Origin of the sequence: Pantoea sp. A4 (genome assembly GCF_000295955.2) — a bacterium.
GTDB classification, from domain to species: Bacteria; Pseudomonadota; Gammaproteobacteria; order Enterobacterales; family Enterobacteriaceae; genus Pantoea; species Pantoea multigeneris.
The window spans coordinates 1-21,463 of record NZ_ALXE01000036.1 but is presented as its reverse complement, the minus strand read 5'-3'; the positions used below and the strand labels follow the sequence as shown (position 1 = coordinate 21,463).

Below are 21,463 nucleotides of genomic sequence, written 5' to 3'. Positions count from 1 at the left end.
TGTGATTTATGTCAATTTTAAGAACAAACCCACCAAAAAATTCGTCCATGGCGGCTGGCTACCTGCCCTGCCCTGCCCTCCAGGCAGATAGCCAACCCACCCCGTATTAGCGCTCGCGCAGCGCCTCTTTGGCTTTATTAAACGGTTTAATTAAATAATCCATAATCGTCTTCTCACCGGTTTTAATATCCACCGTTGCCACCATGCCGGGACTAATAGAGAAGCGCGTGCCTGCTTTATTCTGCACGTAGTCGTGGTCAGTGCGGATATAGACGCGGTAATAATACACTTCCGGTTTTACTTCATCCTGAATAGTATCCGGCGAAATCCCTTCCACTTTGCCCGGCATGCCGCCGTAAATGGCGTAGTCATAGGCAGAGATTTTTACCGTCGCTTCCTGACCGGGGTGAATAAAGGCCACGTCACGCGGTGACACGCGCGCTTCAATCAGCAGGCGGTCATCCATCGGCACAATGGTCATTAGCTCACCGTTGGGTGGCACAACGCCGCCACGGGTGGTGACTTTGATGTTTTTCACAATGCCGCGCACCGGTGCACGAATGGTCAGACGCGTTACGCTGTCTTCGCGTCCTTTAATGGTTTCCGCCAGGCTGTCGGCTTCGGCAGTGGCTTTTGCCAGGTCTTCACGCGCCTGCACATAATATTGTGAACGCGTGTCGGTCAGTTTCAGCTCCAGGTCCGATTTATCCCGTTGTAAACGCAGAACCTCTACGCTACTGGCCGCGCCGGTTTTCGCTAACCGCTGCGTAATACCCAGCTCCTGATTTGCCAGCGCCAGAGACTGCTGAATTTGTCCGGTGGTGTCATTGAGCTGCGCACGCCGGGTTTTATACAGCCGGGTTTCTGAGGCGATAAGATCCGGATAGGCCTGAAGTTCCGCCGGGAATTTCAGCGGCTGATCGTTCACTTCGGCATTCAGGCGTGCCGCCGCCGCCAGAGAAGCACGATAGCGCGCAGCGCTTTCACCAACGCTGGAAGCAAAGCGTGTAGGATCAAGTTTGGCCACGATCTGCCCGGCATCCACTTTATCCCCTTCATGCACGTAAAGCTCAGCGACAATCCCGCCCTCCAGCGAACCCAGCACCTGGTCACGCGAACTGGGGATCACTTTGCCAGTACCGGTAGAAACTTCATCCAGCACGCCAAACCATGCCCACACCCCCGCCACCAGCATCAGTAACAGACTGAGCAGAATCAGCCGCACCGAGCCAGAATAGTGCGCTTCAGAACGTAAATCCGCATCAAGGTCATCCGCACTGTCGCCAGGTGCGGCACCCACTAACTGTAATTTCGCGAGTTGTTTCATTCTTCACTGGCCTCCGGGCGATTGAGCGCAGGACGCGTAGGCGGCAGGGCATTATCTTTCGGGCTGTCCATTACCAACTGCCCCTCTTTTAGCACCAGAATACGGTCTACCAGCGTGAGGATTGCCGCACGGTGCGTAGCCACAATCAGGGTGCGCCCGTTGAGCCAGTTGCCCAGCCGTTCGATAAACTCCTTCTCGGTGTGGTCATCCAGTGAAGCCGTTGGCTCATCCAGCAGCACAATGTTGGGATCGCGCAGAAGCATACGCGCCAGCAACACAGATTGACGCTGGCCGCCAGACAACCCTACCCCGCCTTCCATCACCGGATGGTCCAGCCCGAGGGGCAAGCGGCGGATAAAATCAGCCCCGCCACTGACAGTCAGCGCGGCAAAGATCGCATCATCGCTGGCGTGAGGCGCGCCCATAATCAGGTTTTCACGTAGCGTGCTGTGGAACAGGCGCGCATTCTGCGTCATCAGCCCAACGTTGCGCCGCACGTCTGCCATATCGATTTGCGGCAGGCTGAGGTTATCTAACCTCACTTCGCCCCCTACCAGCTCCACACCGCCCGCCAGCGCCTGCAACATGGTGGATTTACCCGCCCCGTTGCGGCCCAGCAGGGCAATGCGTTCGCCCTGCTTAATGGTGAGACGATTAATACGCAGCGCGATGGTCAGCGAGTCGTTGTAATAGCGGAACATGGCGTCAGTAAACTGATAGTTACCAAACAGCACCGGGCAGTGAATGCGCGTCTCTTCCCGGCTGTTTTCCACCGGCAGAGACATCAGGGAATCCAGGCTGGTCTTCGCCGCTTTGACCTGCTGCCAACGCGCCAGCACGCCGCACAGCGTGGCCATTGGCGCAATCATGCGTGAGGAGAGCAGCGAAGCCGCCACAATAGAACCGGTGGTGATATCGCCATCAATTACCATTGGCGCACCCACCACAATCACGCTGGCGTACACCAGCCCCTGAATCGTCACCCCCCAGGTGATCAGCGAGTGCATCACTTTGCGCATCTCCACGCCCGACTGCGCCGTAATGCGAATGTAGCTGTTCCACTGTTGCAGGAAGCGGTCTTCTGCCTGCATCAGTTTGATGTCCTCCAGCCCCTGCACGCTCTCCACCAGCACCGCGTTGCGCAGCGTGGCTTCTTTGAGATTTTTGTGCGCCAGGATCGCCAGCTTCTTCTGCACAAACAGCCCCGGCAGAATCATCAGCAATACGGCCACCGGCGCGATCCACGCCAGCTGCGGTGCGATGATCGCCATCACCAGCAGGAATAAGAGGAAGAACGGCATATCCACAATCGCGGTGACGGTGGTGGACGTCACCATTTCACGGATCGATTCCAGTTCACGCAACTGGGAGATAAACGTCCCGGTGGAGCGTGGAATGGCGCTGTTACGCAGCCGCAACGCATGACCAAAGACCCGATCCGAGACGCGCATATCCGCCCGCTTGCCCAGCAGGTCCGTGACGTGATCGCGCGCGACGCGTAACACATAGGTGAAAACCACCGTAATAATCACGCCGCCATACAGTACATACAATGTGGGATAGGATTGGGCCGGAATCACCCGATCGTACACCTGCATCGAGAAGATAATGCCGCCGAGCGCCATCAGGTTAATCAGGAAAGAAGCCAGCATGACGTGGCTGTAAGGCCGCATCTCCTGGAACACCAGGCGGCGCAGCCAGTCAGGTTTAGCCGCTTCAAGGTAGCGATCGATACGGCTGTCTTTCCCCGAAGCCAGCGGGCGGAAAGCCGCCGCATGGCGAATCTCTGGCAACAGCGTGCCGAGGGCCAGCGGCGTGGGTTGTTCTTCACCGGCAAAATGGACCCGAACTTCATCTTCGCCATCAAAGCTGGTGATGACGCCCACCTGACCGTCGGCCATTTCCACCGCCAACGGCAAGCGCCAGCTCGAAACCTCAAACTGATTTTCTTTAAACAACTGCAACGACAGCCCCGCTTGCCGCGCCAGATGACGCAGCGCCTTGTCACGCGTCTGTTTGCCCTGCCATTCGCTGGCCGCGAGAATCATGCCGGGTGAACACGGCAGGCGATAGTGATTGGCGATCAGGATGATGGCCGTGGCCCAACCGTGCAGCGGTATCTTTTCCGCCTCGTCGGGTTTTCCGGCTGGACTGTCTGGGATCTGCATCTGTGTCATGGCTGGATCTCCACCGACTGAATTCGCTGATTATTCAGGCCGAACGCCGACCGCATATGCCCGGTACTGTAGAGGCAGTCGAGTTGCAGTGAGCGCAGCTGGCTAATGGTTTGTTGCAGGGTAAAGCGCGTCTGGAACACTTCCTGCTCGGCGTTGAGCACGTCCAACAGCGGACGGGTGCCAAGTTGCAGGTACTGATCCTGATAGAGCTGCTGGGTTTTCTCTCCCAACTGCTGCTGACGCGCCATGATCGAGAGGCTAAGGGCCAGGCTCTGCGCCTGATCCTGGGATTCGTTCAACTGCTGGCGGGCTTTCAGTCGTGCTGAATCCACCGCAGCATTGGCCGCCCCCACCGCATGGGCGGCAGCATCGCGCCCGGCGGTCAGCCCGCCGCCCTGGTAGAGCGGCATCTGGACTTTAACAAACGCCGAATACTGGGTCTTATCCAGCACTTCGCTGCTGGAGTAGTGGTTGTTCAGGTAGCGGGTGACTTCCGGCTCCAGCGAGATGGTTGGCATCATCTGCGCATTGGCGTTATCCAGCTTTGCCTGCGCCTGACGCGCCTGCGCCCACGCAGCCAGTACCGCCGGAATCAGCCGGTCATCGTTACGCAGGTTCTGGCAGGAGTTCATGAGTTTTTGCGGGAAGTCATCACTGACTTTTTTCACCAGCGGCCAGCCAAGGTAAGTGGCAAGGGTGGCGCGCCAGCGATCAAGATTGGCCTGGTACTGAGTAAGAATGGTGCGCGCACCTTCAATACGGGCATCGGTTTGCGTGGCATCCGAAAGTGACGCCGCGCCTTCGTCGTTACGCTGCCGCGCAAGGTCGCCAATTTTTTGTAATGCGGTGAGCTGCTGCTGGGCGATTTTAACCAGTTGTTGATAGCCCTGTACTTCGATCAACGCAGCGGCGGTGTCATGGGCCACGGTATCAATGCTGACCAGCACTTCCGCTTGCTCCTGGGCAACGCCCGCCTCGGCGGAACGCACCGAACTGCTGACTTTTCCGAAGTCATACAGCATCTGAGACACCGACAGTACAAACGACGGGCTGTAGCCTTTTTCGGTGTAGCTGTTGGTGTAGCCGTTGTTCATACCGGCACTCACCTGCGGATAGTATTTCGACTTCGCCACATCCACCTGTGAGCCTTGTTCCTGTAATTTTCCTACTGCTTCTGCGATATCCGGGTGCCACTGTACCGCGCGGGAAATCGCCTGACCTATGGTTAGCGTATCCGGGACACGGGCCAGTGCAGGGGCAGAAATTTCACCGGTTAGCGAGGGGAGATCTTGTTGCTGCGCCAGATTATCGGGCGCGATTTGGGTAATCGAGGAGAACGGTGGCTCGGCAGCCACCAGGGGAAAACTGGAAAAAACCATGCCAGCACACAGCAGGCTGAGTTTGAAGGAACGGCGATATATTGCGCTTGATTGCATCAAATCCATCGATAGTCCACCAATATGTAAGAGAAATGGGCACTTCCTTGTGCCCTTGTGCTTGCATCCTTGCGTCGGTATATCAGCCGTTAAACGTTATGGATCTGGTGTGGTTGCTGTACCAGTTCCTCCAGAGTTGCATTGACGCCTTCCAGGGTAATCAGCTGTGTACTGCTGTAAGCCGTACCCGTACCATCACGGTCAATTGATAGCACAGTGTTGCCGTCAGAAGTATGGTCCACTTTCACAAAATCATTAATATTACTTGTGGAATCATTCCATCCGATCAGCAGGTTGCTGACGTCAATCTTGTCACCGTTCGCCACAGAGAAATCGGTCCAGGTATCGTGACCGTTTCCGCCCGTCGCATCGGCACTGCTCAGCAGGTGATACACCAGGGTATCTGTGCCTGCTCCCGAAGTGATGGTGTCGTCATAGGCGCTACTGGTCAGCGTGTCATTACCACTGGTTCCGGTGATTGTCGGATGCAGCTCAATCGTGAACGTATTGGTGGTAATGGTGCCGTTGGTAGACGCCAGGCTGTAGCTGAACTCCTCTTTGTGGGTGATGGTCTGTGCATCCAGGCCTGCGGTCAGGGTGTAGGTGTAGCTACCGTTGGCCGCAATGCTCAACGTACCGTAGTCACCCGCCACCTGAGTGGTACCACTGCTGCTCACGGTGGTGGTGTCGCCGTGTTCATTGGTGATGCTCAGGGTGCCGGTATGGCTGGTAGACGAATCGCTGTAGATGCTGCCATGGGCTGAGGTGGCATCACTGTCCGCCGTCTCGACGCTGGCGGTAGCGAACAGACTGTTCGTACTCAGCAGCGCCGCAGAGTGGGTAAGGTCAACCGTCAGCGTGGCAGACGTCACCGCACCGTGGGAATCCGTCACTGAGTAGCTGAAGGTATCGGCACCTGGCAGGGTGGCAATGTCGATACCGGCCTTCAGTACGTAGGTGTAGTTCCCGTGCGAATCAATCGTCAGCGTACCGTAAGCGGTGGTGATGGTTGTCACGCCGGTGCTGCCTACCGTCTGGCCTGCAATGGTTGTCACCGCCGTACCGGCCGGGATGGTTCCCGCCACGGAGCTGGTGTCATTGGTCAGCAAGTTGCCGGTGACCGTACTGGAGACAGAGAGCTGCTCGGTGGAGACGTCACTGGTGGTTTTGACGGTGTTGGTGGTCAACAGCCCCACACCACTGGCGGCGAGGAACACGATATAGGTGCCTGAACCGTTCAGTGACACCGTGGTACTACCGGAGTTCGTCACCGAGAAGATGGAAACCAGCGTACTGAACAGCGTGGTTGCAGAGACCTTGGTATAGCTGTTGGTGGCCGCATCCGTCAGTTTGTACACCTCCAGATAGACCGTTGACAGCACCGAGATACCGGTTTGCGAACCGGTCACCGCCAGCGTACGGGTCTCACCATTACCCACAGTGAACGACAGGTACGGGTTGTTACCCAGTACGCTGAGGTTGATGACATCCCCAAGACCGACTGACAGCAGCGCGGAAGCCGATTTCGATGTCACGGTGTGCTGGGTGGTCTGCGTGGTCGCGGTGTAGTTCAGGTTGGTAATATCATTTACCGCACTGATCAGGATGGCACCGGTTGCCGGGGCGCTGTTAGAAACGTTGCCCGCCGCATCCGTCAGCGTAACCGCCAACGCCGCACCGGTGGTCTGCGCCGTGGTCAGCGTGACAGAGAAGCTGCCGCCGCTGTTCACCGTACCCGTACCCACCACGTTGCCGCCAGCATCACGCACCGTGACGGTGGTTCCCGCTTCACCCAGACCGGTGAGGATGGTCCCGGCATTATTCACCACCAGCGACGTTGGCGCGTTCGGCGCAACAGTATCCACAATCACTGTCGAGGTTGCCGCGTTGCCCACGTTGCCTGCTGCATCCGTGACCGTCACGCTCAGGGTGTGCGTGCCGTTACTCAGCGTGCCGCTTTGATACGTCCATGCCCCGGTAGTGGCATTCGCCACCACTGAACCCAGCAGCGTTGCACCATCGTAGATAGTGACCAGACCACCCGCTTCCGCCGTACCGCTCAACAGCGGCGTTGCATCACGCGTTGCGCCGTTGTTCGGCACCGTCACGTTTGGCGTCGCATCGTTGTTGGTGACCGTCAGCGTTGAGGCATTCGGTGCTACCGTATCCACTGTCAGCGTGAGCGTGACGTTGGCTCCGGTGTTACCGGCCGCATCAGTCTGGTTGATGACCAGCGTATGGGTTCCCTGCGACAGCGTCGAAGTGACGAAGCTCCAGGTGCCGTTGCTGGCAACAGTTGTCGTACCAAGCAGCGTGGTGCCATCGTAAACACTGACTTTGGCCCCCACTTCACCACTGCCGCTCAACTGCGGTGTGCTGTCGTTGGTGACCGCGCCGTTGGCAATCGCCACTGGCGTGCTGCCGTTGTTGTTGGCCGCCGCCGCCGTCAGGCCCACTGGCGCAATGGTGTCCACAATGATGGTGGCCGAGGTGGTTCCACTCACGTTACCGGCAGTATCTCTGACGCTGACGTTAATGGTATGCGTGCCTTCGCCCAACGCGCTGGAGACAAAGGTCCAGGTCCCTGCACTGCCTACGGTGACCGAGCCAAGCACGTTGGTGCCATCCAGAATGGTGACCACACTGCCCACCTCTGCTGACCCGCTCAACAACGGCGTGTTGTCGTTGGTTGCGGCACCATTTGCTACCGTGACGTTTGGCGTCACGTTGTTGTTGGTGATGGCCAGCGTAGAAGCCGTTGGCGCAATGGTATCCACCGTAATGGTGACTGCGGTTGAGGAGACGCCGGTATTACCCGCCGCATCCGTCGCCTTCACGCTCAGCGTATGGTTACCCTCGCTCAACGCGTTGGTGGTGTAAGTCCAGGCACCGGTCGTGGCGTTCGCCGTGACCGATCCCAGCACGGTTGTGCCGTCGTAGACGGTAACGATGCTACCGGCTTCGGCCGTGCCTGCCAGGGTTGGTCGGTTGTCATCCGTGACCGCACCACTGGTCAGGAAGCCCTGACTGGTGCCCACATCATCATAGACCGTCAACGTACTCGCGCCCGGTGCCACGGTATCTACGGTCAGCGTCACCGCAGAGGTCGCACCGATGTTTCCGGCAGCATCCACCTGGTTGACGTTCAGCGTGTGCAGACCCTGGCTCAGCGTCGAGGTGACGAAGCTCCAGGTGCCCGCACTGGTCACCGTGGTGCTGCCCAGCAGCGTAGTGCCGTCGTAGACATACACTTTGGCTCCGATCTCACCATTACCACGCAGCAGTGGCGTACTGTCGTTGGTCACGCCGTTGTTGGCAATCGCCACTACGGTGGTGCCGTTATTGTTCGCGGCAGAGAGCGTCAGGCCGGTTGGTGCCACGGTATCGACAGTCACTGATGCCGTGGTGGTCCCGCTGACGTTACCTGCGGCATCCGTCACGGTCACGCTGATCGGATGGAAGCCATCGGTCAGCGCGGTAGTGACGTTAAAGCTCCATGCACCGGTAGTGGCATTGGTGGTGGTGCTGCCCAACACGTTGCCGTTGTCGTAAATGGTGATAATCGTGCCTGGCTCCGCCACGCCGCTCAGACGTGGGGTGCTGTCGTTGGTGGAACTCCCCGCCGCAATGGTGGTGTTTGGCGTCACGTTGTCGTTGGTCAGTACCAGCGTCGAAGCATCCGGCGCAGTGGTATCCACGGTGATATTCACTGTGGTCGACGCTACGCTGGTGTTGCCTGCGGCATCGGTGACCGTTACGTTCAGCGCATGAGCACCGCTACTCAACGGATTGGTGGTGTAGTTCCACGCGCCGGTCGTGGCGTCAGCGGCCACAGAACCCAGCACCGTCGTACCGTCATAGATGGTTACCAGACTACCCGCTTCGGCAGTGCCGCTCAGGGTTGGTGTGGTGTCATCCGTGAAGGCGCCGTTCGCCAACGCGCCCTGATTTGGTCCTACATCATCAGTGACCGTCAGACTGCTGGCGGCTGGCGCGATGGTATCCACAGTGAAGGTGGTGGTGACCGCCGTGCTGGTGTTACCTGCCGCATCGGTTGCCGTGGCGCTCAGCGTATGCGCGCCCTGGCCCAGTGCGGTTGTTACCACCAGACTCCACTGCCCGTTGCTGCCCGCCGTGGTAGAACCAATCACCGTGGTGCCTTCGGTGATCACCACACGGCTGCCCGCTTCCGCCACCCCATTCAGGGTTGGCGTGCTGTCATTGGTGATGCCGTTGTTGGCAATCAATACTGGCGTTGCGCCGTTATTGTTGCTGGCACTCAAGGTCAGCCCGGTTGGAGCCAGCGTATCGATAATCACGCTGGCGCTGGTGGTCCCACTGACGTTACCTGCGGCATCGGTCACTGTGACGCTCAGCGGATGGGTGCCATCCGTCAGCGCTGAGGTGATGTAGCTCCAGGCCCCGGTCGTGGCATTCGCCACCACGGAACCCAGCAAGGCGCCATTGTCGTAGATTTTGACAATGCTGCCCGCTTCCGCCGTGCCGCTCAGCAGTGGCGTGTTGTCGTTGGTGGTGCCGCCGTTGGTGACCGTGACGTTTGGCGTCACGTTGTTGTTGCTGATGGTCAGCGTTGAGGCCACAGGTGCCGTGGTATCGACCACCAGCGAGAAGCTGGTGGCGGCACTGGTGTTCCCCGCAGCATCTTTCACCGTCACGCTCAGAGGATGCGTGCCATCGCTCAAGGCGTTGGTGGTGAAGGTCCATGCACCGCTGGTAGCGTCCGCCACCACAGAACCCAGCACCGTGCTGCCATCAACAATGGTGACAATGCTGCCTGCCTCAGCGGTGCCGCTCAGGGTTGGCGTATTGTCATCCGTTGCCGTGCCGCTGGTGACCGCACCGGTAATCGCACCGACGTTATCGGTCACGGTGAGCGTAGTGGCTCCAGGCGCTACCGAGTCGATATTCAGCGTTGTGGTGACAGCCGTACTGGTGTTACCCGCCGCATCGGTTGCGGTGGCGCTCAGCGTATGAGCACCCTGCGCCAGCGCGGTGGTGGTGATGAAACTCCACGCTCCGGTGCTGCCTGCCACTACTGAACCCAGCAGGTTAGCCCCGTCATACACTCTGACCACGCTGTTCGCCTCTGCCTGCCCACTCAACAGCGGCGTGCTGTCGTTGGTCAGGCCGCCGTTGGCAATCAGCACCGGCGTAGAGCCGTCGTTGTTGCTGGCGTTCAGCGTCAAGCCGGTTGGTGCCACGGTATCCACCACCACCGTGGCGGTGCTGGAGGCCACACTGACGTTACCCGCCGCGTCTGTTACTCTGGCGCTCAGGGTATGAGTACCTTCGCCCAGTGTCGTGGTGGTGTAGCTCCACGCGCCGGTCGCGCTGGCAACGACCGATCCCAGTACCAGCGTGCCATCATAAATGGTGACGATGCTGTTGGCTTCGGCCTGGCCGCTGACGGCTGGCGTATTGTCGTTGGTGGTACCGCCGTTAGGCACAGTCACGTTTGGCGTAACGTTGTTGTTGCTGACCGTCAGGCCAGTGGCCGGAGCCGGAGCGATAGTATCCACCAGGAAGACGGTAGTCGCAGAAGGCTGACTGACGTTGCCCGCCGCATCCGTTACCGTCACGCTGATAGAGTGGCCACCGTTGCTCAACAGCGGGCTGGTGAAGGTCCAGGCACCGCTGGTGGCATCGGCAACGGTGGAGCCCAGCACCGTGGTGCCATCGTAGATGGTAACCAGGCCGCCGGCTTCCGCCGTCCCCGATACCGCAGGGGTGTTGTCGTTGGTGGCCGTGCCGTTGGCAATTTCTACCGGCGTTGCGCCGTTGTTATTGCTCACCAGCAGGTTATCCACCGCCTCTGGGGCAAGGGTATCGACGGTAATCGTGGCCGAGGCCGTTTCACCAGGGTTACCCACCGCATCAATCACCACCACTGAGATAGTATGCGTGCCATCCAACAGCGCGGTGGTTGGGGTATAGCTCCACTGCCCGTCCGCATCCACCGTCACACTGGCCGCAACTACGGTGCCATCAATGGAAATATCGACGTAAGTGCCGGTGGCCGTTACGCCGGTGAGAACCGGTGTGGAGTCTTTGGTGTCGTCACCGTCTGCTACCGCCAGCGGTACTGGCCCACTGTCATCGGTGATTTGCAGCGTGCTGGTGGCAGGCGGCAGATCCGCTTCGATGTTAATCGCAAACGATGGGTTCGGTGCCGCACCACTGACGTTACCCGCTTCATCGGTGACGGTGGTGGTGAAGTCGTGGCGACCATTGCTCAACACCGCAGTGGTGAAGGTCCAGTTGCCGTCTGCATCAGTCACCGCAGTCCCGAGCAGCGTCGATCCATCATAGATAGAGACGATGCTGTTCAGTTCAGCGGTTCCCGAGAGCGTTGGCGTACTGTCATCCGTGATTTCACCATAGGCCAGCTCACCCGTTGAGGCACCGGCATTGTCGAAGACCACCAGGTCATCAACCGGGTCTGGCAATACGGTGTCGATGGTTAACGTGAAGTCTGCTGACGCCGTGCTTACGTTACCAGCCGCATCCGTCGCGGTGATGGTGAGGATGTGCGTACCATCCAGCAGTGCAGAGGTTTCTACACGCCATACGTTGTTATCACCCACGGTGGCCGATCCCACCAGCACGCCATCTGAGTAGACCTGAATCAGTGAGCCAGGCTCACCGGTGGTGCCACGCAGAACCGGGGTGCTGTCGTTGGTGCTATCGCCATCGAGGATAGCCACAGGCACTGCACCGGCGTTGTTATTCACGGTGTAAGTGGTGATTTGATCCGGTGCGATGGTATCCACGGTGACGGTCACGCTGGACAAGCCGCTGACGTTACCCGCTGCATCGGTGACGCTGGCGGACAGTGTATGCGTAGCGTCAGTCAGCGCTGGACTGAACACATAGCTCCACTCGCCGCTGGAGTCGGCCGTCACAGAACCCTGCTCCACGCCATCGACATAAATACGCACCAGACTATTGGCTTCCGCGGCCCCGCTGAACAGCGGTGTGCTGTCGTTGGTGAGGCCACCGTTCGCAATATCTACCGGCGTTGCGTTGCTGTTGTTTTGCAGCAGCAGCTCGCTGGCAGCATCAGGTGCGGTTGCATCCACCGTAATGGTGTATGGCGCAGACGCCTGGCTAACGTTGCCGATCTCATCGGTGACCGTGGCGGTAAAGACATGGTCTCCGTCGGTCAGTAACGCCGGGCTAAAGCTCCAGTTACCCCCGGCATCCGCTGTGGTAGAACCAATCTCCACATCGTTGTCATACAGGGTAATGATCGCGTTTGCCTCGGTGGTTGCCCCTGACAACAACGGCGTATTGTCGTTGGTCAGCCCGGTATCGCCGATTTCAAACGGCGTAGCGCCGTTATCATCGCTGGCAATCAGCGTGGTGACATTCGGATCGGTGGCATCCACGGTGAAGGTGAACGGATCAGTAGCATCGCTGACATTACCTGCCGCATCAGTGACCGTAACGGTCAAGGTGTAAGTACCATCGTCCAGCGTTGGCGAGAAGCTCCAACTGCCGCTGTTACCCACGGCAACGCTGCCCAGTACGCCGAGGTTGGCGTCAATGATAGTGACAATACTGCCCACTTCCGCACTGCCGCTGATCAGCGGTGTGTTGTCGTTGGTCGTCGTGTTATCGCCAATGGCGACCGGCGCAGCGCCGTTGTTATTGACGATGGTGAGATTGTCTACGGCATCTGGTGCCACGGAGTCAACATCCAGGCTAATCGAAGCCGGAGCACTGACGTTACCTGCGGCATCGGTCACCGTGACGTTCAGGGTGTGTAGCCCTTCGGACAGGCTGGCGTTGTAGCTCCAGACACCTGCGTCATTTGCCACCACGGAGCCGAGCAGGACATCGCCATCATAAACGGTGACGATCCCATTGCCTTCGGTGGTGCCGCTCAACAACGGTGTGTTGTCATTGGTCAGCGCACCATCGGCAATGCCGGTTGCTGGGGTGACATTGTCGTTGCTCAGCGCCAGGTCGCTAATCGCCTCTGGTGCCACAGTATCGACAGTAAAGTCATAGCCTTCACTTGCTGGCCCAACGTTACCTGCCGCATCCGTTACCGTCGTGGTCAGGCTGTGGTCGCCCTCAGCCAGTGTTGGCGTGGTAAAGCTCCATTCGCCGGTGCCTGCTGCGGCTACAGTACTGCCCAACACAACGCCGTTATCCGAGATGGTCACGATGCCGCCCGGTTCAGCGGTGCCGCTAAACACTGGCGTGTTATCGCGGGTGCTGCTGTCGACTGCAATCGGTACTTCAGTCTCATTCAGGTCGTTGTTCAGGGCCAGATCGCCCGCCACATCCGGTGCCGTGGTGTCGATGGTAAAGGTCACCGAGGCCGGTTCGCTCACGTTGCCTGCGGCATCCGTGACCGTGACGTCAAGGGTATAGGTCGTGCCTGGGGTCCCTTCTGGCGTAATAAAGATCCAGTTACCGTCCGCACCCACACTGACAGAGCCCAGCACCAGTTCACCGGAGTAAACCGTCACGATACTGCCCGCTTCTGCCGTACCGGTCAGTTCTGGCGTGGTGTCGTTGGTGGAACCGCCATCGGCGATCGGCACCAGCGTTGCTCCGGCGTTGTTGTTCAGCACCAGGTCACCTACAGCATCAGGCGCGATGGTATCGACGTTGATGGTGACTACCGTTGACGCTGAGCTAACGTTGCCCACCGCATCGGTCACGGTCACGCTCAACGGATGGCTACCTTCACCCAACGCGTTGGTGTTGAAGCTCCAGTCGCCGGTGATCGCATCGGCCTGTACCGAACCAATCTCTACATCGTTATCGTAAATGGTCACCAGAGCACCCGCTTCCGCGTTGCCGCTCAGCAGAGGTGTGTTGTCGTTGGTCGTGCCGTCATTCGGTACTAGCACGCCTGGAGTGACATTGTCGTTGGTCACGGTAAAGTCTGAGGTTTCCGGCGCTGTCGCATCCACGTTCAGCGTCACGGCGTTACCCGCCGGGCTGACGTTTCCTGCGGCATCGGTCGCCAGTGCGCTCAGGGTATGGCTGCCATCCGCCAGCTGCGGCACGGTAAAACTCCATGCGCCGCTGGTGGCATCCGCCTGTACCGAACCAATCGGATTATCACCGTCATACAAGGTGACAATCGCCCCGGCTTCCGCCGTACCGTTCAGTACTGGGACGTTGTCGCTGGTTGCGCCGCTTAATGGGTTGCCATCCGCATCTTCCGCCACCAGGTCGGTGACTGCCTCCGGTGCAATGGTATCCACGGTGAAGGTGATTGCCGCTGTTGCAGCGCTGCTGTTACCCGCCGCATCAGTGACCACGGTCGTAATGCTGTGACCGCCTTCACCCAGCGGTGGCAGCGTGAAGCTCCAGGCACCGTCGTCCGCCACAATCAGCGACCCAATTGGCGTATCACTGCCGTCATAGATGTACACCGTGCTGCCGATCTCTGCCGTACCGCTCAGGACAGGCGTTGCGTCATTGGTGATATCACCATCGTTAATCACCACCGGTGTACTGCCAACGTCATTGTTCAGCAATACCGCATCCGCGGCAGCAGGTGCTACGGTGTCTACCACAAAGGTGACTGGTGCACTGGCCGGGCTGGTGTTACCTGCATCATCGACCACCGTGGCGCTGAGGCTGTGGCTGCCGTCGGCGAGGCTGGCGGTATAGCTCCAGCTGCCGTCACCGTTGACGCTGGCGGTCCCCAGCAGGTCGTCGCCATCATAGACGTAGACCGTGCTGCCCACTTCCGCACTACCACTCAGAACTGGCGTTGCATCGTTGGTGTAGTCGCCGGTGACAATCGCCACTGGCGTTGCGCCATTGTCGTTATTCAGAACCACATCCGCTGGCGTGGCAGGTGCCACTGTGTCCACCGTGAAGCTGATGGCATCACTGCCGGTGCTTACGTTGCCTGCTGCATCCGTCACTGTCACGCTCAGGCTATGGTTGCCTTCGCTCAGGATTGGCGTATTGAAACTCCAGACCCCGTCCCCATCAGCCACCACCGAGCCGAGCACCGTGGTGCCATCCAGGATAGTGACCACACTGTCTGCTTCAGCATTCCCGCTCAGCAGCGGGGTGTTGTCTGTGGTGTAGCTGCCATCCGCGATCAGCACCAGACCTGTGCCATTGTCATTGTTGAGCACAATGTCTGTCGCCGTCGCAGGTGCCGTCGCATCGACGGTGAAGGTGATCGGCGTGGTGGCGGAACTGCTGTTACCTGCCGCATCGGTCACTGTGGCACTCAGGCTATGGTCGCCATTGCCCAGCGCTGGCACGCTGAAACTCCAGCTGCCATCAGGACCGGCAATCACACTCCCCAGAACAGTATCGCCATCACTGACGGTCACCGTGCTGCCCGCTTCTGCGCTGCCGCTAAACAGCGGCGTTGCATCGTTGGTGAGTCCTCCCTCCGCAATCGGCTGTGGCGAACTGCCGTTGTCGTTTTCCAGCGACAGCTCGCCCGCCGTTGCCGGTGGCAACGTATCGACCGTGAAGGTGATAGGGGTTGTCGCCGGGCTGCTGTTGCCTGCGGCATCCACCAGGGTGACGCTCAGGTTGTGCTCCCCTTCGCCCAGAATCGGGGTCGTGAAGCTCCAGGTGCCGTCGTCATTAACGGTGGTGCTGCCCAGCGGGTTAACGCCATCAGACACAATCACAAGGGTACCGGCTTCACCGATGCCACTCAGCACTGGCGTTGCGTCATTGGTGATGCCACCGCTCACAATCTGCACTGGCGGAGTGTCGATGTCGTTGATGAGCACCACTTCGCTGGCTACGGCTGGTGCCGCAGTATCCACCGTGAAGCTGATCGGATCGCTGGCGGCGCTACTGTTACCGGCCGGGTCAGTCACCGTGGCAGACAGGCTGTGATCCCCGTCGCCAAGGGTCGGTGTAGTGAAGTTCCAGTTGCCATCGGCATCGACCGTAGTGGTCCCAAGTACCGCATCACCATCAGTCACCGTTACCGTACTGCCCACTTCCCCTGTGCCACTCAGCACCGGCGTAACATCGCTGGTTGACTGGCCTTCGGTGATCGGCTGTCCGGTCGCATCATTGGTCAATGCAACGTTATCCGCCGCCGCCGGTGCAGTGGTATCTACGGTGACGGTAACCGGTACGCTCGCCGGGCTGGTATTACCGGCCGGGTCGGTTACGGTGGTGGTCAGGCTGTGATCGCCCTCATCCAGAGCAGGCGTGGTGTAGCTCCAGTTACCCTCGCTGTCGGTGGTGGTTGAACCCAGGACGTTGCCGCCATCAGAAACGGTGACCGTACTGCCAGGTTCCGCCGTACCGCTCAGAACCGGTGTCACGTCGTTGGTTGAGCCGCCATTGGCAATCGGTTGAGGATTGTCGCCCTCATCGTTGCTCAACTGGACATTGCCCGCAGACGCCGGTGCCTGGGTATCCACCGTGACGGCCACAGGATCGGTGGCCGGGCTGGTGTTGCCCGCCGGATCGGTCACTGTTGTCGTCAGGCTGTGGTCACCATCGTTGAGTGGTGGTGTAGTGTAAGTCCAGGTGCCATCGTCACCCACGGTGGTGCTTCCCAGCACGGTGTCGCCATCAGAAACGGTCACAGTACTGCCCGGTTCTGCGCTACCGCTGACGGTTGGCGTGTTGTCATTTGTTGCGCCGCCCGCAGGGATAGTGCCGCCCTGGTCATTGGTCAACGTAACGCCTGACGCCGCATCCGGTGCCACGGTATCAATGGTGATGTTAATGGTGCCGGAATCAGCCGAGTTGCCAGCTGCATCAGTGGCCAGGGCGTGGAACGCATAGTCACCGTCCGGCAGCGTGGTGGTAGCAAACACCCACTGACCATTTTCATCGGCGGTGGTGGTACCGATAACGACATCACCGTTGTAAATAGTGATGGCATCATTAGGGTTCGCCACGCCGCTCAGGGTTGGGGTGTTGTCATGGGTATTGGCACCCTCACCCAACTGCACCAGCGTCGCACCGGTATCATCGGTCACTTCGAGTGAGTTGGTCGCCGGAGGCAGATCGCCCGCGACGGTGACGTTGAACGGTGTCGTGGCAAGGCTAACGTTGCCTGCGGCATCGGTAACGGTCACATTCAGGCTGTGCAGGCCATTACTCAGGGCATCGGTGGTGAAGGTCCAGCTACCATCGGTTCCCGCCGTGGTGCTACCCAGCAACACCGTGCCGTCGGAAACCTGCACAACGGTGTTAGCTTCCGCATCACCGGCCAGCGTTAACGTACGGTCGTCGGTGGTTGCACCGGCAGTCAGTACTCCCTGGCTGTCGCCGACGTCATCGGTGACCGTGAGGTTGGTTGCCGCCGCAGGTGGCACGGTATCCAGAGTGAAGGTGACAGGATCGCTGGTGCCACTGATGTTACCCGCTGCATCGCTGACGGTGGTGGTCAGGCTGTGGTCGCCGTCGGTCAGGGCTGGGGTGGTGAAGCTCCAGCTGCCGTCGTCGCCCGCCGTGGTGCTGCCGATCACGTTGCCGTTATCGGATACTGTTACCACGCTGCCCGCTTCCGCCGTACCGCTCAGAGCTGGCGTACTGTCGTTGGTTGGCGCGCCATCAGCGATGGTCACTGGGGTTGCGCCGTTGTTGTTGGTCAGCGTCAGATCGCCTGCCGCATCCGGTGCCAGCGTATCAATAGTGATATTGATGGTGATGGAGTCGGCGTCATTGCCTGCCGCATCCGTGGCCACCGCGTGGAAGGCATAGGTGCCGTCCGGCAGCGTGCTGGTATCAAACACCCACTGGCCGTCTGCATCCGCCGTGGTATTGCCAATTGCCACATCACCGTTGTACAGCGTGATGGTGTTATTGGCACCCGCCAGGCCGCTCAGGGTTGGGGTGTCATCATGGGTGAAGGCACCGTTCTGCAACTGAACCAGCGTCGAACCGGTGTCGTCGGTCACCACCAGCGAGCTGGTGGTTGGCGGCACACCCGCCGCGATGGTCAGGTCAAACGCCGGACTTGCCGCGCTGACGTTGCCTGCCGCATCGGTCACGGTGGTAGTGAAGCTGTGCGCACCGTTGGTCAGGGCATCTGGCGTGATGCTCCAACTGCCGTCCGTACCCACCGTCGCGCTACCCAGTAGCGTATCACCGTCATAGAGCCGGACAATCGTCCCCGCTTCCGCCTGACCTGCGAAGGTTGGCGTGTTGTCGTCGGTGGTTACGCCACTGGCGAGTTCGCCCTGGCTGTCACCCACGTTGTCGGTCACGGTGACCCCGCTGACCGCATCCGGCGTATCCGTATCCACCGTGAAGCCAATCGGATCGCTGGCCGGGCTGGTATTGCCAGCCGGATCAGTGACCGTGGTGCTGAGGCTGTGGTCGCCATCGCCCAGTGCAGGCGTGGTGAAGCTCCAGCTGCCATCGTTGCCGACTGTGGTGCTGCCGATCACATTGCCGTTATCGGTCACGGTGACGGTGCTGCCTGCCTCCGCTGTACCGCTCAGCGCTGGCGTCGGATCGTTGGTTGCAGTACCTGCCGGAACCGGGATAGCAGCGCTGCCTTCGTTGTTGCTCAGCGTAATATCTCCAGCCGCCGCTGGAGCCTGGGTATCTACCGTGAAGCTGACGGGATCGCTGGCCGGGCTGCTGTTACCGGCGGCATCCGTCACGGTGGTGGTCAGGCTGTGGTCGCCGTCGGTCAGCGCTGGGGTGGTGAAGTTCCAGCTGCCGTCGTCGCCCGCCGTGGTGCTGCCGATCACGTTGCCGTTATCGGATACCGTCACCACGCTGCCTGCTTCCGCCGTGCCGCTCAGGGTTGGCGTGCTGTCGTTGGTGGCGCTGCCGTCAGCGATAGTCACTGGGGTTTGGCCGTTGTCGTTCACCAGCGTCTGATCGCCTGCCGCTTCCGGGGCCACGGTGTCGATAGTCACGGTAATGGTGACAGAGTCCGCGCTGTTGCCTGCCGCATCCGTGGCTACCGCGTGGAAGGCATAGGTGCCGTCCGGCAGCGTGCTGGTATCGAATACCCACTGGCCGTCTGCATCCGCCGTGGTATTGCCAATCACCACATCACCGTTGTACAGCGTGATAGCGTCATTGGCACCCGCCAGGCCGCTCAGGGTTGGGGTGTTGTCGTGGGTTGATGCACCGTTTGCCAGTTCTACCAGCGTTGCGCCGGTGTCGTCGGTCACCACCAGCGAACTGGTGGTTGGCGGTACACCCGCCGCGATGGTCAGGTCAAACGCCGGGCTGGCATCGCTGACGTTGCCTGCCGCATCGGTCACGGTGGTAGTGAAGCTGTGCGCACCGTTGGTCAGGGCATCCGGCGTGAAGCTCCAGCTACCGTCTTGACCTGCGGTGACGCTGCCCAGCAAGGTGTCGCCATCGTAGACTTTCACCACCCCGCCCGCTTCCGCCTGACCGGCGAAGGTTGGCGTGTTGTCATCGGTGGTTGCGCCACTGGCGAGCTCGCCCTGGCTATCGCCCACGTTGTCGGTCACGGTGACCCCGCTGGTCGCATCCGGTGCCACGGTATCGATGGTGATGTTGATAGTGACAGAGTCAGTATTGTTACCGACGGAGTCAGTCGCCACCGCGTGGAACGCGTAGCTGCCGTCCGGCAACGCACTGGTATCAAATACCCATTTACCTTCGGTATCGGCAGTGGCGAAGCCAATCACGGTATTGCCGTTATACAGCGTAATCAGTGCACTTGCTGACGCCAGACCACTCAGGGTTGGCGTGCTGTCATGGGTAAACGCCCCATCCGCCAGTTCCACCAGCGTTGCACCGGTATCGTCAGTTACCACCAGTGTCGTGGTTACCGGCGGTGCGCCCGCGTCAATGGTCAGATCAAACGCCGGACTGATGGCGCTAACATTGCCTGCCGCATCGGTCACGGTGGTAGTGAAGCTATGTGCGCCGTTAGTCAGAGCATCCGGCGTGAAGCTCCAGCTGCCGTCTTGACCTGCGGTGACGCTGCCCAGCAAGGTATCGCCATCATAGACGCTAACCACCGCACCAGCTTCCGCCTGACCGGCAAAGGTTGGTGTGTTGTCATCGGTGGTTGCGCCACTGGCGAGCTCGCCCTGGCTGTCGCCCACGTTGTCAGTCACGGTGACCCCGCTGACCGCCTCAGGTGCGACGGTATCAACCGTAAAGCCAATCGGAGCGCTGGCCGGGCTGCTGTTACCTGCTGCATCTGTCACGGTGGTGGTCAGGCTGTGATCGCCATCGCTCAGGGTTGGTGTGGTGAAGCTCCAGCTGCCGTCGTCGCCCGCCGTTGTGCTGCCGATCACGTTACCGTTATCGGACACGGTGACCACGCTGCCCGCTTCTGCCGTACCGCTCAGGGTTGGCGTGTTGTCGTTGGTAGCACTGCCGTCCGCAATAACAACCGGCGTGGTGCCGTTGTCGTTCACCAGCGTCTGATCACCTGCCGCTGCTGGGTCTACGGTGTCGATAGTAATGGTGATAGTCACAGAATCACTGCTGTTGCCCACCGCATTGGTCGCCGTGGCATGGAAGGCATAGGTGCCATCCGGCAGCAGGCTGGTATCAAACACCCACTGCCCGTTTGCATCGGCGGTGGTATTGCCAATCACCACGTCACCGTTGTACAGCGTGATGGCATCATTCGCGCCAGCAAAGCCGCTCAGGGTTGGGGTGTTGTCGTGCGTTGAAGCGCCATTAGCCAGCTCTACCAGAGTCGATCCGGTGTCATCAGTAACGACCAGTGAACTGCTGGTTGGCGGTACAGAGCCTGCAATGGTCAGATTAAATGTCGGGCTGGCGTCGCTGACGTTGCCTGCGGCATCGGTCACGGTAGTGGTAAAGCTGTGCACACCGTTGCTTAAAGCATTCGGCGTGAAGCTCCAGCTACCGTCGGTATCCACAGAGGTACTGCCCAGCAATGTGCCGCCATCGTAGACTTTGACCACCGCACCCGCTTCCGCCTGACCGGCGAAGGTTGGCGTGTTGTCATCGGTAGTGGCACCCGATGTCAGTTGGCCCTGCGAATCGCCCACGTTGTCGGTCACGGTGACCCCGCTGACGCTTTCCGGTGCCACGGTATCGACAGTAAAGACGATAGCCTCAGACGCCGGGCTGACGTTACCGGCCGCATCGGTCACGGTGGTAGTCAGGCTGTGTGCGCCATCATTAAGGGCTGGAACGGTGAAGCTCCAGTTGCCGTTCTGTCCTACGGTGGCCGTACCCAGCAGTGCGGTGCCGTCATAGACAGACACGGTGCTGCCCGCTTCCGCCGTGCCGCTCAGCACTGGCGTGCTGTCGTTGGTGTCGCCACCGGCCGCAATCGGCACCACCAGGCTGCCACTGTCGTTCGCTAGTTGCAGATCGGTTGCCGCTTCAGGTGCAACGGTATCCACAGTGAAGCTGATTGGATCAGAGGCTGGGCTGACGTTGCCCGCCGCATCCGTCACCGTGGTGGTCAGGCTGTGGTCGCCATCGCCCAGTGAAGGCGTGGTGAAACTCCAGCTTCCATCAGTACCTACAGTGACCGTACCCAGCAGTTCAGTACCGTCATAAACAGACACTGTGCTGCCTGCTTCTGCCGTGCCGCTCAG

At 59.8% G+C, this 21,463-nt stretch carries 4 protein-coding genes; all 4 read right to left on the bottom strand.

The genetic code is table 11. The features are described from left to right. Positions 1 to 106: 106 nt before the first annotated feature. Positions 107 to 1,327 carry an HlyD family type I secretion periplasmic adaptor subunit gene (locus B880_RS0115990; protein ID WP_017348451.1) on the bottom strand — a complete coding sequence of 407 codons (1,221 nt, stop codon included), beginning with the start codon at positions 1,325 to 1,327 and terminating at the stop codon, positions 107 to 109. Beyond that, positions 1,324 to 3,504 carry a type I secretion system permease/ATPase gene (locus B880_RS0115985; RefSeq protein ID WP_017348450.1) on the bottom strand — a complete coding sequence of 727 codons (2,181 nt, stop codon included), beginning with the start codon at positions 3,502 to 3,504 and terminating at the stop codon, positions 1,324 to 1,326. Before B880_RS0115985 ends, B880_RS0115990 begins: the two co-directional genes overlap by 4 nt. After that, complete coding sequence (locus tag B880_RS0115980) at positions 3,501 to 4,949, bottom strand: TolC family outer membrane protein (RefSeq protein ID WP_017348449.1); 1,449 nt, start codon at positions 4,947 to 4,949, stop codon at positions 3,501 to 3,503. The genes B880_RS0115985 and B880_RS0115980 overlap by 4 nt, the downstream gene beginning before the upstream one ends. 80 nt (positions 4,950 to 5,029) lie before the next feature. After that, positions 5,030 to 21,463, bottom strand: a complete 16,434-nt coding sequence (locus tag B880_RS25130) for an Ig-like domain-containing protein (RefSeq protein WP_272947538.1) — start codon at positions 21,461 to 21,463, stop codon at positions 5,030 to 5,032.

Coding starts and splice junctions, on each gene's coding strand:
- B880_RS0115990 (WP_017348451.1), bottom strand. CDS start 1,327: ATGAAACAACTCGCGAAATTACAGTTAGTGGGTGCCGCACCTGGCGAC.
- B880_RS0115985 (WP_017348450.1), bottom strand. CDS start 3,504: ATGACACAGATGCAGATCCCAGACAGTCCAGCCGGAAAACCCGACGAG.
- B880_RS0115980 (WP_017348449.1), bottom strand. CDS start 4,949: ATGGATTTGATGCAATCAAGCGCAATATATCGCCGTTCCTTCAAACTC.